This window comes from Promicromonospora sp. NPDC057138, assembly GCF_042670845.1.
In the GTDB taxonomy this organism is placed as follows: Bacteria; Actinomycetota; Actinomycetes; order Actinomycetales; family Cellulomonadaceae; genus Promicromonospora.
This window is the reverse complement of the sequence record NZ_JBHUUX010000005.1, coordinates 142,592-156,420: the sequence shown is the minus strand read 5'-3', so window position 1 is coordinate 156,420 and position 13,829 is coordinate 142,592. Positions and strand designations below refer to the sequence as shown.

The 13,829-nt window shown below is 66.9% G+C and carries 11 protein-coding genes; 5 read left to right on the top strand and 6 right to left on the bottom strand.

From position 1 onward, the window contains the following. Positions 1–231 precede the first annotated feature (231 nt). Together ACFT2C_RS05675 and ACFT2C_RS05670 are read left to right on the top strand one after the other, a co-directional pair. Complete coding sequence (locus ACFT2C_RS05675; protein WP_377206036.1) at positions 232–1,155, top strand: hypothetical protein; 924 nt, start codon at positions 232–234, stop codon at positions 1,153–1,155. A 475-nt stretch (positions 1,156–1,630) separates the two neighbouring features. Beyond that, positions 1,631–2,383, top strand: coding sequence for a DNA-methyltransferase (locus tag ACFT2C_RS05670; RefSeq protein ID WP_377206035.1), 753 nt, complete (start codon positions 1,631–1,633; stop codon positions 2,381–2,383). Between the two features lie 86 nt (positions 2,384–2,469). Here the strand turns inward: ACFT2C_RS05670 and ACFT2C_RS05665 are convergent, their stop codons facing one another. After that, on the bottom strand, positions 2,470–3,291 hold the full coding sequence (locus ACFT2C_RS05665) for an endonuclease domain-containing protein (protein WP_377206034.1): 822 nt from the start codon (positions 3,289–3,291) through the stop codon (positions 2,470–2,472). A 214-nt stretch (positions 3,292–3,505) separates the two neighbouring features. On the opposite strand from ACFT2C_RS05665, the gene ACFT2C_RS05660 reads away from it, so the two are divergent. Then, entirely contained in the window at positions 3,506–4,327 is an 822-nt protein-coding gene (locus ACFT2C_RS05660) for a hypothetical protein (protein WP_377206033.1), read from the top strand. 48 nt (positions 4,328–4,375) lie between these two features. Here ACFT2C_RS05660 and mobF read toward each other — a convergent pair whose 3' ends face one another. After that, a complete protein-coding gene (mobF, locus tag ACFT2C_RS05655; protein WP_377206076.1) occupies positions 4,376–7,801 on the bottom strand; it encodes a MobF family relaxase in 3,426 nt (1,141 codons plus the stop codon). A gap of 101 nt (positions 7,802–7,902) precedes the next feature. On the opposite strand from mobF, the gene ACFT2C_RS05650 reads away from it, so the two are divergent. Next, on the top strand, positions 7,903–9,486 hold the full coding sequence (locus ACFT2C_RS05650; RefSeq protein WP_377206032.1) for a hypothetical protein: 1,584 nt from the start codon (positions 7,903–7,905) through the stop codon (positions 9,484–9,486). A 242-nt stretch (positions 9,487–9,728) separates the two neighbouring features. Here ACFT2C_RS05650 and ACFT2C_RS05645 read toward each other — a convergent pair whose 3' ends face one another. The 4 genes from ACFT2C_RS05645 to ACFT2C_RS05630 form a co-directional block, all read right to left on the bottom strand. Beyond that, positions 9,729–10,424 carry a hypothetical protein gene (locus ACFT2C_RS05645; protein WP_377206031.1) on the bottom strand — a complete coding sequence of 232 codons (696 nt, stop codon included), beginning with the start codon at positions 10,422–10,424 and terminating at the stop codon, positions 9,729–9,731. A gap of 59 nt (positions 10,425–10,483) precedes the next feature. Beyond that, positions 10,484–10,681: a hypothetical protein gene (locus ACFT2C_RS05640; RefSeq protein ID WP_377206030.1), complete on the bottom strand. Its 198-nt coding sequence runs from the start codon at positions 10,679–10,681 to the stop codon at positions 10,484–10,486. Between the two features lie 248 nt (positions 10,682–10,929). After that, positions 10,930–11,349, bottom strand: coding sequence for a hypothetical protein (locus ACFT2C_RS05635; protein WP_377206029.1), 420 nt, complete (start codon positions 11,347–11,349; stop codon positions 10,930–10,932). Positions 11,350–11,495: 146 nt separating this feature from the next. Beyond that, on the bottom strand, positions 11,496–12,572 hold the full coding sequence (locus ACFT2C_RS05630; protein WP_377206028.1) for a hypothetical protein: 1,077 nt from the start codon (positions 12,570–12,572) through the stop codon (positions 11,496–11,498). Positions 12,573–12,574: 2 nt separating this feature from the next. Between ACFT2C_RS05630 and ACFT2C_RS05625 the strand changes: the two genes are divergently transcribed. Next, complete coding sequence (locus tag ACFT2C_RS05625; RefSeq protein WP_377206027.1) at positions 12,575–13,813, top strand: tyrosine-type recombinase/integrase; 1,239 nt, start codon at positions 12,575–12,577, stop codon at positions 13,811–13,813. Positions 13,814–13,829 lie beyond the last annotated feature (16 nt).

Sequence of the window (13,829 nt, the reverse complement as noted above, 5' to 3'; positions counted from 1 at the left end):
CATCACCGACGGCGGGCGGGTCCGATCGTCGTCTGCACGGGTCGGCATGTTCCGGTCCGACGCACTTCGGTGGGAGTTCCCTGGAACCGGGGTGTGCTTGGCGGTGCCAGGACCTAGCACGCAACTGCGCTAGGAGGGAGCCTCGTCGCCACAGGATGAAACAGCGTTTCACCCGCAACAACGTCCGTCTAACCGACGTAAAAGACGCGAACGAAGTGCGAGGGTCGAACTATGCCACTTCCTGAGTATCCCGTAACCGTTTACCGGTCGCTGCCCAAGGGCTACGCCATCGATCCCTTGCCACCTGTGCACCACGGGCGCGTCTTCCACTACACCAATGCTCGGACAGCCATGGCGGTCGCAACATCGCGCCACTTCAGGGCGTCCGACGTGGCTGTGATGAACGATCCATCGGAACGACTGTTCGGGTGGGAGACGATCGCACGGGTCTACAGTGCCAGCAAAGACAGATTCAACGACAGGGCACAAGACGTGTTCGATGAGATCGTGAGGGACGCGCTCTCATGGAATTTCATGCCTCAGGGGTTCGCGCTGTGCGCGTCGACGGTCGGTGACGACCTGAATCAGTACCGCCTCTACGGCGACTACCAACTTGAGTTGCCCTCCGGAGTCTGGCAGCAAGACCAGGAGCGCCTAGAGGACCCTGGATATGCCCAGGCGGTGTGGCGGCCTGTGGTTTACGGCGAGGAAGCATCAGAAGAACTCGCCAGCAGGATGCTCGAGGCCGCCGCTATTGTCATCAACGAGCCCGAGGACGGGGACGCAACCGACGAAGGCGTCATCGCAACGTTCATGCTTGAAGTCGCCGCCCTGCATATGAAGCACGGGGCATACGCGACTGAGCACGAGGTGCGGTTAATCTTCCAAGCGGGCCCCCTTGAGGGTGCGAAGCCGAAGGTTCGCGAGCGGGAGGGGCAGCTCGTGACATACGTCGAGGCGTGGAACCAGGAGGTGGAGAGTCAGCCGATCGTGCGCGGCGTCATGCTGGGGCCCCTGGCCGGTGGAGAAGCCGCGCGTGCGGCGATGCGGCTCCACCTGAAGAACTCGTTCCCTGAGCTCCTATGGCGTCGGAGCGAGGATGACGGACCTGATCCGATCGAGGTGGAGGTCAGCAAGATTCCGTTCCGCGGGTAGCGTCGCGCCGTTACCAGTACCTGGAGCTCGTGAAGAGTGCTGGAACGCCTTCGGTGGTATCCACCCTGCCGGAACTCTGAGCAGCCGTCAGAGACGTCGAGAGCAATACGGGGCACAGTCGGACGGAAGCTGACCATCACACGCCCGGCCCGCTCGCGGTAGCTGGCGTTGCTTGGAACGGCGACGCCTCGAGACTCAATGACCACTTTTGCCGTTGTCTCGGCGAGCTCCTTGGCGGATCCAACGCACAGCGGGATGTCGTTCACAGCCACCTCCATCGGTCGACGAGAGTCAGCCGGGGGCTGATGGAACACCTGAGTGGCATGACGAACAACGACGGAGACGATGCCCGGAATCGAACACGCACCTGGTCTGAACAGCAACGGTCTGCCTGGAGCGGCCCACCCGACATCATCCGACGGCGCATGAACGACGCCAGCGTGTTCCCACTGGACGTCACGTCGCGAGGTCGATCATGAAGCCCTACTTCAGCGACCAGGACGTCACCCTGTATCTCGGCGACGCGATCGAGATCCTGCCCACGCTCGGCACGCTCGACGCTGTCGTAACCGACCCGCCCTACGGCGAGACCTCCTTGGACTGGGACATCTACCCGAACGGATGGCCCCAGCTCGTGGCCGGACACACCTCGTCGATGTGGTGCTTCGGGTCTATGCGGATGTTCCTGGACCACTTCGACGACTTCGCCGGATGGCGCATGTCCCAGGACGTCGTCTGGAACAAGGGCCGCGGCACCAGTCCCGCGACAGACAGGTTCCGTCGGGTGCACGAACATGTCCTGCACTGGTATCGCGGTCCCTGGCGGGACATCTATCACGAGACGCCGCGCGTCCAGCTCATGGGCCGGGCCCGCGGCGGCCGGTCGTCGCGCCATCCCGGCCCGTCGACGCACTCCGCGTACGGGCCCTCCACATGGCAGGACACCGGTGCCCGCTTGGTCGAGTCGGTGCTTCACGCGCCGAAGGACGTCACAAGCGTGTCGACCAACCCGACGCAGAAGCCCGTTGGTGTGCTCGAACTGCTGATCACGTACAGCGTCCCGCCCGGCGGGATCGTCCTGGACCCGTTCGCTGGATCAGGCTCGGCCGCCGTAGCCGCCCGCCACACCGGGCGCCGGGCAGTGCTCATCGAGAAGCGCGAGGAACAATGCGAGGCGATCGCTCAACGCTTGGCGCAGGGCGTCCTCGACCTGTCTGCGGAAGCATGACCGGTGACCGCACGAACGTTCCAGACCTGCATCGAGGCCGATCGCGGCGCCGCCGGGCTGTCGAAGCAACGATGTCGACCGCGACGCTAGCCAGCGTCCGCGAGCCCGGGGGTTGCGTATGCGAACTCCTGCACCTGTCGTAAGCGTGCCTTCTCGCGTGGTGTCGGCGTCCGCGGGTAGACCAGGCCTAGCACACGAGCCGGCGGCTCGTTGAGGTAGTCGGCGAAGCCGCATCCTGAGGCGTGCAAACACCCTCCGACGCGGGTGTTGCAGTCACGGCACAGATAGCCGCGCACGAGTCCGGTCACCGGGTCATGATCCACAGCGAATGCGATCGCCGTCTGGCAGCACGCGCAGCCAGGCCCAAACTCGGTCGTCAATCGCTCGCGGATGCGCCCGATCCGCGTGTTATCTACGGGCCGTGGCCAGTAGTCGGCTAGGACTGGGCAACGCTCAACGCCGGCGACGTGGGCAGGCAGCTTCGCCTCTCCACTCACCTCTACCGTCCAGTCGATGTAGTCGTGGCCGGACTCCCACTTCTCCATCTCCTTGTAGGGCATTTGGATCCGGTACGACGTCCCGTTCGTCGCCCAGATGATCCGCTGACTGTGCTCGTGATCACCGCAGGGCACCGTCGATCCCGCTTGAACGAGGTGGTAGCGGCCGTCGGAACCCAGCATCGTCATCGTGTCCGAAGCGGGGTATCGGCCGGTCCACCGGCCGACGCTGCAGGGCAGGTCACCCTGCCGAAAGTGCGGCTCGGCGGCGGTCCGTTCCCACAAGACGTTCATCCGCCGGTGCGCAGGCAAGTCCCCCCAATCCAGGGCGGGCACAGCAAGGGTCACCGCTTTCCGGTCGACGCCGAACACGGAGTTCGGATCTTCAGGAGGGTGTGGGAAATCGACCATGGCGTCAGTGAAGCACTCGACACCGACACCCCCGGGTCGAGCCCCACCGCTCATTACTTCTGCAGCCCAGGCAGGGCGCGCCAACCCTTTGAGGCCTCCTCGACTGCCGTCGTTGTCGGTGACTGCCGGTACGGTTCGCGGCGCCCGCCCGGCCCATAGGAGGCCGGAGGGTTGATCATGTGGCGAGGGGAAAGGCATGGTGGCAGGGATGTCCTTGACGGATATCAAGGAGCTCGTCGAGAGGCCGTTCGGAGTTTCGTGGGATCGGGTCCTGGCCGGGTTCGTCTACAGCCTCGCCAGCGGCTGGTTCTGGTGGGCACAGCTCACGTCGACTCGTCCGAGGTCACCGCTCGACGGCATGACCCGCCTGCTGGAGACGCTCACGATCACACCTCCCGCGTGGATCAGTGGCACCGCGTCCTGGCTCAGTCACCCAGAACGCGCCGGACTCGTCGTCGTTCTCGCAGTCGGCGCCGGCCTAGCCGCAACGGTCTACGCCGGGACCCAAAGCACCGGCTCAGAGGCCGCGTGCGTAATCCTCACCCTGGCCGCCCTCCAAGGCGGAGGCTGGACCTTGCTCATGATCACGTTTATGACCGTCGCGATCCCGGTAGCGCTGTCGTGGCGGTTGGCGGTCGCACAGGAACGTGCCAGGTCTTCCGAAGACGATCCGCTTCTTGAGGGCTTCTTCGGCAACCACACCACATCCGTGACGGTCAAGGCAGCGCTCTCCTCGTCGTTCCCCTTCTTGTTGATCCCGTTTGCTCCTCTCGCGGTCGTCGTCATCATGATCCGCTGTCTAAGCGCAGACCGACCCGTCGACGAGGCTGCGGCGCTGTCCTACAGTGCGCTTCACCGGCTTCATACCGGCTCGGCCGATGACCAACAGGCGGCAGCGCCAGCACTGATCCTGGCCGGCGCCCTGCTGGCCGACCCACACGACATCCAGGCCCGTCAGGCCGCTGCCAGCAGCCTTCGTGGCCTGTTCACCGGGCCGACCGGCGCAGCCCCGGTACAGCTGCGGCCCCGAATATGACGATGCGGTGAGGCCAGGTCAGGGCCTCAGGGTGGCGCCTCTGGTCTCCTACGGACGAAGCGGGGCGGTATCTCGATGCCTGGATCGTGCCGGCACCAGGTGATTCGGCTCCAGGCTCCGGGCGTTCGACAGTGCACGGTCGTCACCGTCAGTGCGCTCGGCAAGGGCTGCGATCAGACGTGCTCGTTCCGCCAGCGCCGCGCGCTCGTCCTGGGTCATCGGGCCGAGCGCTTCGGGGACGTTGTCGGCAACGAAGTGCATGTCCCTGGCCCCGGGTTTCCTGGTCGCTCGGGTCAGGCGGGCGCCGAGCATGGCGCACGCGTCGTCGGCGATCAGCAGGCCACGCTGGGCCGCGATCTGTGTCAGGAGGGTCTCGACGTCGTGTCCGAGCGCTTCGGCGCGGCGCAGGGCTCGGCACAGCGGGCCGAACGCGTCGGTCGTGACCGCTGAGGTGGCTTCGGCGGGGGTGAGCCTGCCTGCAGTGGTGAGCGTGGTGGTGACCAGGTGGGTCCAGCGTGGTCGTTGGGCGACGTCGGCGATGTGCTCGTATTCGGCGATCAGCTGGTTGAGCCCGGCCCACTTGTCGTGCTCGGCATCGTGCGTTTCGTGTGCGGAGAGCTCTGCGCCGGGGCGGGCCAAGATCCGGTAGAGGATGCCGCGGGCGGTTAGGTTCTCGGCGGGTGGGGTGTGGTCGTCGTCGGGCTGGTCGGTGGCGACGTAGGCGTGGTTGGCGTGCCGGCCGCGGGTCAGGGCGACGTACAGGTTCTCCCGGATCGTTCTGGCGGTGACCAGGACGTGGGCGGTGTCGACGGTGATGCCCTGGGCGCGGTGGGCGGTGACGGCGTACCCGAGGTCGAGGTGCTCAGCGACGTACCGGGCGGGCAGGATCACGCTGGACCCGAGTCGTGTCGGCGCTTGGCTTCCGCGACGTCCAGACAGAAGCCGGCGGGCTTCGACGGTGCCGTCGCGGCGGGTGTGTGTGATCTGCCAGCGGTCACCGTTGCGCACGAACCCTCCTCGGACCGTGACCAGGTTGCGGCGGTTGCGACGGGTGATTACGAGGTCGCCTTCGGACGCTTCGGTCCCGTCCGCCAGGGCCACGGCGCGACGGGGGTCGACCTTGCCGGCCAGGATACGGTCGGCGCGAGCGCGCCGGTTCAGCTCGGCAACCGCGGCGTTCGTGTCCGCCACGAGGACCGTGGCTTGGCCCGTGGTGTGGTCGTGGTGCCAGGCGGTATAGGCGGCGTCGGCCATCTCCTCCGTGGTGCCGTCGTGGAGGCGTCCGTTGTCGTGGTAGGCGGGCACAGCTTCGGGCCGCCCGTCGCGCAGTGCGAGGGAGGCGGTCTTCTCCCAGGCGTGGGTGAAGCGGTGCAGCTCGAGCAGGCGTGGTGGGTCGGTGCGGGCGTCGATGAGCATGGCGAAGGCTCCGCTGGCTTCGACGGCTTGGAGCTGGGCGGGGTCGCCGACTAGGAGCAGCTTCGCCCCCGCGCGCTTGGCGGCGGTGGCGAGGGCGTTGAGGGTGTGAGTGCCAGCGAGGGTGGCTTCGTCGACGATCACGAGCTGCCCGGGGTGGAGTTCGGCGTGGTGCCAGCGTTTGGTTGTGTGGTCGTGGAGCCACTTCGCTGTGGTCTCGGCGCGCAGTTCGACGTCGTGCGCGAGGACCTTCGCGGCGGCGGCCGAGGGCGCCAGCCCGACCACGCTGCCGCGCCCGTACTGGAGGGTCCAAGCCTGGACGAGGGCGCGCATGGTGGTGGTCTTGCCTGCGCCTGCTGGCCCGACGAGCACGTCTACCGTCCGGGCGGAGGCCGCGATCTGTTCAACGGCAGAAGCCTGCTCGCGGCTGAGGGTCCGGCCTCGGCGCGGGCGGTCGGCGGCGACGTCGCCGGGGTGCAGGGTCGGTGCGGTGGTGTCGTCGGCCAGGTCCAGGAGGTGCTGCTCGGCGTCCCAGACTGCGGTGCTGCTGAACACAGTGTGGTGCTTGGGTCGCAGCATTGTGGTGCCGTCGGGGCGCCGCAGCGTGGCCGGTGTCGGCGCGAGCTCGCCCGGGGTGAGCGGGATGGACCCAGCCTCGGCCAGGGCGACGATCCGGGCGGTGAGCTGTTCCCGGTCAGCGACGGAGGTGAGGCGCCAGCCGGTGGTCTGGCGGGAGGCTTCTGCCCACAGGTTCCAGTGCGTCCAGGTCGCCTTGCTGTCGGACACGGCTGCCAGCGTGCTTGCAGCAGCCTTGGCCAGGGCATCGTCGGGCACCTGGTCGGCGGTGTGGGTGCGGGCGGTACCGGTAGTGGTCAGGCGGCGGGCGAACGCGACCGGGTCTCCCCCATCGAGACCGGGTAGGAGCCGTGCTGCACGGCGGCGCCACGTGGTGGTCAGGTCGTGCAAGGAGTGCAGGGTCTTCTCGGGGCGGGTAGCCAGCGTGGCCTGGGCCCGTAGCTGCCCGACCATCGTCTTGGAGGGGCGGCGCCCGTGCCGGGCGATGTACTCCGTGATGAGGACGTCGGTCGCGGCATTGATCTGGGTGGACCGGGTGGAGAACTCGGCGATCAGGTCCTCGCCGACGCCGTCGATCTCCCACTGCGGGTTCCGGTCGACCGCGCGCTGCCGGCGTTCCCAGACCAGGCCGAAGGTTCCGGTAAGGCGGTCGCGTAGGACCGCGTCGTAGTGCGCTGACAGCGCGACCGCCGCCGCGAACAACGGCTGACCGTCCAGCGTTCGCCAGTTGCCGTCGAGGAGCGTCTTGACCTTGTTGGAGACCACGACGTGGGTGTGTAGCTGGGGGTCGTTGGCCCGGGAGTCCCAGTGGTCGAACGCCGCAGCGATCACGCCCTCGACGTCGACCTGCGCGATGCCGTCCTTGCCGACCCGTGTCGCGGCGACGTGTCGTTCGAGCAGGTCCAGGGTCTCGCGGACTGCGGCGTGGTGTGCCTCGACGATCCGCGCCTGGGTGTTCGCATCCGCCAACGCCCACAACACGCTCACCGACTTCGGCACGGAGAACGTCAAGTCGAACCCAGCCACGGCATGCCGGTCACCAGCGCGGTGCTCCTCGGACTCGATCGCTGCTGTCTCGATCACGCGCTCGTCGTCGGTCAGCCAGCGGTCGAGCTTCGCGATCCGTTCCTCGATCCGCTCCGCGACGGGCTTGTAGGCCCGGTAGTCCCGTCCCAGCCGCACACCGGTTATGGGGTGGCGGCCAGCTCCGAGAAGGAGCTTGAGTTGCTCTTCGGTCACCACATCACCGTCTGCGAGGCCGACCACGTCGGGCGTCCCACCACCTTGAGCGCCCACCAGAGCAGCCACGGCGAGCGCCGGGTCCAGAGCCTCCAGGCCGGAGCCGAGCCAGAACCCCGGCGGCGTACCCGCCTCCAGGTAGTACCGCGTCACCCGATCCGGCGCCGAACGATCTCCGTCCCCACGAACGACAGAACGCAGGAGGTAGGCGTAGCCGTCTCCTGCCGAGACCTTGCGGATGGACATAGTCACATCGGCGCACCTCCCCAGAAAGTAGGTGTGCCGAGGGATCCGGGACCGCGTGGTGCGCCCGTAAAAAGACAGCCCGGACTGAAATGATCGGTGACATGTCGGGACTCTCTGCCGAAGACGCTCGCCAGCTACTCGTGGTGCGGAACATGCTGACCGAGGCAACCCAATACGCCGCATTCGCAACGAACCTTCAACGCACCACGGCCGTGGTGCTGCTAGATGGGGTGGTCGAACGCGTGACGCATCTCGTGGCCATGACGCGTGGGGTCAAGGTGGGGCGTAACGACGGGCTCCGCGAGATGATCGACAACGTCAAGGCTGACCTCGGGCCGATATGGCGCCCCCGGGGACTCGCTGAAGTGCGCCAGCTGCACCGCTCGCGAAACAACGCCCAGCACGAGGGCTTGGGACCTGATCGCGACGACATCCCGAAATGGTCCCGCGGCACTGCGTCATACGTCCGAAGTTTGGTCGATGCGCAGTTCGATGCTGACATCGACCGGATTGTGCTAACTGACGTGGTCCGCGACCCGGACCTTCGCGTAGCGCTCGAAGAAGCGGCAGCGGATCTCGATGCAGGTCGGGCTGGCGTGTGCGTGGAAAAGTGTGCAGCGATCCTAGGGACCTCCGAACGTCGGTGGAACGAGCTTCACCGACCGCCCCGAACTCGAGGATTCCGACCGATCCTCGCAAACGAGCCCGTGGATGAGGTCAGACGAGAGCTCGATGATGTCGCACGTCTTGTGGCTCTCGCCGCCTTCGCGTCAGACGTCGCCGAGGCCGCCTGGTTCTTGCACATCCTCCACGAGCATTTCGATCTCTTGGACGCCGACGATGGTTCGCGCGCTCTCGCTTTCGTAACGAACTGGGTGATCGGCTTCGAGGAGGCGACAACCACATGGGTGCCAGACCGTCACGCAAGGAACGTCCGTGCTCGACGCCTCGTTCGGACGGATTCCGGCCAAACCGCCCGCATAGTGGAGATCGTCGATGTCCCGCCATCCAAGCCGAGCGAAGTATCGGTCACAGTGCGCATCGGTGACGTTCCTAGTGATTCCGACTACGACGAGTGGCAGGCAACCGCTAACGGACAGTTGTCGAGGTCTTCTGCACTCGGAGCCAAGATATGGCGAATCAACGATGACGGGACCGCGCGCATCCTGATCGACTCAGACACCACAGTGCCTCAGGCGCTCGACGACCTTGACAAGGTACTCAAGGAAACCGAGGCGAGACTGGCCCAGCAACGAGCCGCCGTCGTGATGCAGGCCGAGACGACGGCCCGCGCATCGACCGATTTCACGACTGCCCTGGAGCAATGGACTGACTCGCCCAAGTGGTTCGTCGAGGCCGTCCGCGGGTCGGACTACATCGCTGTCAGGCTCCCGATCGGACCGGAGGGACAACTGCCGGACGGAACGAGCGCGCGGCAGAAGATTGCCGGGATCCTTCGGAGGGACCCCCTGATCGAGCACTGCACGGCGGGAGCTGGCAGCGGTGGGGTCGTGATAAGCCCCCCAATCGACACGGCTGCCCTCATCAGGATCCTTACCGAAAACGAGGCTGCAATCTCCGCCGTCGTCAATGAAGTCACTGCGGCCGAAGAGTCATGGGAAGAAGCGCGAAAGCGAGTCAAACAGGAAGCTAGAGCCTATCTGGGCATTACCAGAGACATCTAGAGATCCCTGAATGCAATCGGTGTGAAAGGGCGGGGGTGGGGTGAGGCGAGGAGGGCGAGGATGAGGGTGAGGGGGCGTGAGGGTGAGGGGGCGTGAGGGTGAGGGGGCGTGAGGGTGGGGGGTAAGGGGGTGGGGCAAGGAGAGCGAGGGGCGTGAGAGTGGGGAGTAAGGGGCGATGCGCGAGAGGTGGGTGATGCCGCTTGAATACAGCAAGTTCAGTCGGCGATCGCGGGCCGAGGCCCTCAGCTCGTGCGGCGCACTGTCGCGATTCGTGGCGCCGTCACGGTGGGCGCCCGTGCGCCTTGCCGAGTCACGTCGAACCGCGATCCCGCACCGTCGACACGGGAGCGACGGGTCACGGTCAGTTGCGCCTCACGGATCCAGCCCCCGCCCCGGTCGGGGCCGGACCATCGCGTGCGCTCGACGTCGAGCATCGCGACCGCCCCTTCCCACGCCTGCGGTGTGATGATCGCCGTGCCTCGCTGGCGTGCTCGAGCAAGGAGTCGACGCCGCTCGCCCGCCGTCAGTAGAACCTTCGGGCCGACGACGACGATCTCAAATCCGTCACCGAGTGCGGCCAGGACCTGAGCGGCAATCCCACGGACGTCGGGCACAGCAACGACATGCTCTAAGTCGACTCCGGCCTCGCTCAGTGCCACTAGGCCCAGCGCCGGCCAGCCGACCAGTGCCACCCAGCGATCGCCCTGGGTGACACCCAGGAGCCAACCCAACAGGCTCGCAGAATCGCGGACGATCAGGGTGGCGCCTCGAGGAAGGTCACCGTCAGGCAGGAGCTCGGTCAGTGGATCGGGCTCAGGCGGGGCGAGTGGGATGACCTGGTCGCGGTGCTGGACACCGACGCGCCGCTCGGCGATGCGTAGCGCAGCGCGAGCCCGCCCAAGAGAGTCGGCACCGCCACCTGCCTCCGATTCGAACACAGGTTCCACATTAAGGTCTGTTGAGGTGTCGAACTAGTGGTGCGGGAGTCGTGGGCGGATCAGTGAGTCTGACGGTAGATGTCGGCGCGGTCGGGCACCCCGATACCGCCGATGATCGTCCATCCCTCGGGGATCTTGGCGTACAGGTCGTCGCGGGCGGCCTCGTAGGTCTCAGCTTCCGCCTCGATCTCGTGCGCCTGGGACGACTCCTCACCGCGCACGGCCCTGGCGGTGTCGATCGTGACCACAACCTTCATGCTGGTGCCCTCTCTTGCGAACTGACCGAGTCCCATGATGCGCCGCCCAGTGACACGCGCGGGCCGAGCATGACGACGAGGGTGGTGATCCCGCGCGCCTGTGGTCCGACCGAGACGAGGCCACCACTCCCAGGTGCTGCCAGGCAGCGAGCGGACCGCCATTTCGTCCAGCGCGCCCAGCGCGCAAGCCCACTGCCCTGATCAACTACCCATCCGCGCGTCAGTGCTGCTCCTGCCAAGAAGGCTGGCTATCGACCTCGGCGCAGGCGGGGGCTGAACGCCGTACGCAAAAGGCTTCCGAGTCCGACGAGCGCGAGCCACCCGGCGACCAGCGCGAACTTCAGGGCGTTATACGCGAACAGCACGACGAAGACCCAGGTGACCATGTGGTGCACCTCATAGAAGAACGACGCAGCACCCGCGTAGCCAAGGGCAGCAATGATCGCCAGCGGGAGTCCCCATCGGCGGTTGCCGCGCCGGCACATCCAGCGGGCCGCCACTGTGGTGGGCCCGGCCTCGAACATCGGTCGAGCCGCCGCGGTCGGCGCCGCTGGTGCGGTCGGGAGGCTGGGGCTCCGGCTCAGGTATGCGGGCATGCTTGTGCTGGGCAGCAGGGCCGATCCCATGGTGTGAGTCATCTCGTACTTGACGGCAGCCGGTGCAGACATGACCCCTCACCTCCTGGTTGCTTAGTTCGAACACACGTACTTCAAGGTACGCCCGGAACTCAACTGAGCCAAGCAAGCTCGCCGATATCAGCTCTCCATTGCAGGACTTGGCCCGTCGGTGAGCCCGAGGTAGGCCGTCGTGGTCGTCATCTGCGCTCGGCGGGTGGCCAGTTGATCGTCAGCGTTCCGTGGGGACGCGGCAGAGCTCTCGCGTCCGGAGCGATGTCCGGCGACTCGTCTTCCGGCCACCATTGGAACACCGGATCGCTTCCGCGGTGGTCGGCGCCGTAGGTCCGTACGGCCTCGGCCAGACGTGTGGTGAGAGCACCCGCAGCAGGCCCCTTGCCGACCGCACCGATCTCTAGGTCGTTACCGTCGCCCAACGGGCGCCACGCCAGGGCGGCAAAGGAACCCTGCTCGGTGATGGCCGGGTAGAACGACTTCTCTGCACCGCGGTCGGTCGGATCTTCTGCCTCCATGGCACATCCACCAGGCTGGATGAGCATCCAGGTCAGAAGGTCTAGCCAGATCGTGCCGCTGGCGTAGATAACGCCGGACCACGCTTCCACGTGCCCGGGAGCCAGGACATCGTCGGTGACCGCGAAGTCGTCAGGGATCTGGTCGGCGAACCGGAACGTGACCGGCTTGCCAGATGGCCCTGTCAGCTCGATCGACGACGGCTCGTACCGGTCAGTGCCCTGCAGGGGCACGAACCCACCGGGCACTGTCGACTCCGAGATCAGGTGTCCGTCCTGATAGCGGAACCCGACGATGCGTTGCAGACCCGGGGCGATCTGTAACGGCACGACCAGGACACCGTCGGGCGCCAGCTGTTCCAGCCAGACCTTCGGGATGGTCCACGGCGAGACGGTGACCATGATCCGGTCGAAGACCCCACGACCAAGATGCCGGCCGGCGTCGGCCGTGATGACCTCGACCCGGTCGCTGAGGCCAAGACGTTCGAGCCCCGCCGTGGTACGAGCGGTGACCGACTCGTCGATGTCCACGGTGACCACCTCACCGTCCGGGCCGACCAGGTGCGCGAGCATCGCCGCGTTCGGGCCGCCTGAGCCGATCTCCAGAACCCGCATCCCGGGCTCAACCCGAGCCTGGCGCAGATTCCCAGCCTGTCTTGTTGACCGCACTACTGGCGTGTCGTCCCGGCAACGCGTGATGGCGGCGCTGACGCTGATGCCCTCTGGATCGATCATGAGGAGCGGCATCGATGGCACTGGACGTAGATGGTGAGGGTGGCGGTCGTTCGGTCGCGGGGCTCGTCGTGGCACGCAGCGGCGCGGTCCGGCCGACTAGCGCGGCAGATCTGCCGTGGGTCGTGGTCGACGGCATGGGCGTGGCGATCGAGCCGGTCAGCGAGTTCCTGCGCGAGCTGCTGGCGTGCGGGAACGGGACGTCGTCGTGCCGGTCGTACGCGTACGATCTGCTGCGCTGGTTCCGGTTCCTGGCCGCAGTAGATGTGCCGTGGAACCGTGCGCAGCGCGTAGAGGTCCGTGACTTCGTGCTGTGGCTTCGCACGAGCGTCAACCCGGCGAGGGCACGGTCCCGGCCTGACGCGCCGGCGCCGGGGGCGATCAACGTGCGGACCGGCAAGCCGTCGCTGTCCGCGGGTTATGCGCCTGCCACGATCAACCATGCGTTGTCGGTCGTCGCGGCGTTCTACGCCTTCCACGTCCGGACCGGCAGGGGGCCTATCGTCTCGCCGGTCCCGGCGCAGTCTCGTCGCGGCGGGCGGGTCCACTCCCATCACAACCCGATGGAGCCGTTCGCGTTGCGCAAGCGCGGAAGCTACCGCCAGAAGCAGCCGGAGCTCCCGCCGCGTGCGGTGCCCGACGACGTCCTGGACGACTTGTTCTCCCGGCTCGGCTGCAACAGGGACAGGGCCCTGTTCAGCATGTACCTGTCCAGCGGTGCCCGGGCCTCGGAGCTGCTGGGCATGACGGTCGGCGACGCTCACCCGGGCGAGGGGCGCATCTACGTGGCGACCAAGGGCCTCGGCGGGATCAAGCAGGCGTGCCCGGCAGCGCCGGAGGCCTTCACGTGGCTCGCTCTCTACCTCGGCGAGCTCGCGGGTGAGGGACACCGGCCCGAGCCCGACGAGCCGCTGTGGTGGACCCGACGCAACCCGTTGCGACCGCTGACCTACACCGCGGTGCGCGCGCTGCTCCGGCGCATCAATGAGTCGATCGGCGCGAACGTCACGCTGCACGATCTGCGCCACACTCTCGGGCTTCGGTTGATCGCCGATCCGCAGGTCACTCTCGTCGATGTCCAGCAGGTCTTGCGGCACCGGCAGATCACGACCACGGGCCGCTACCTGCGGCCTCGCGTCGACGAGGTGATCGCCAAGGTCCATGAGCACTACACCCGCCCGCGGCCTACGCCGCGTCCGCTCGCAGGCTGGACCTATGACGAGCAGGACCTGTCCGACGTGTTCGGGGCGGACTGATGGTCGGGCGACACGG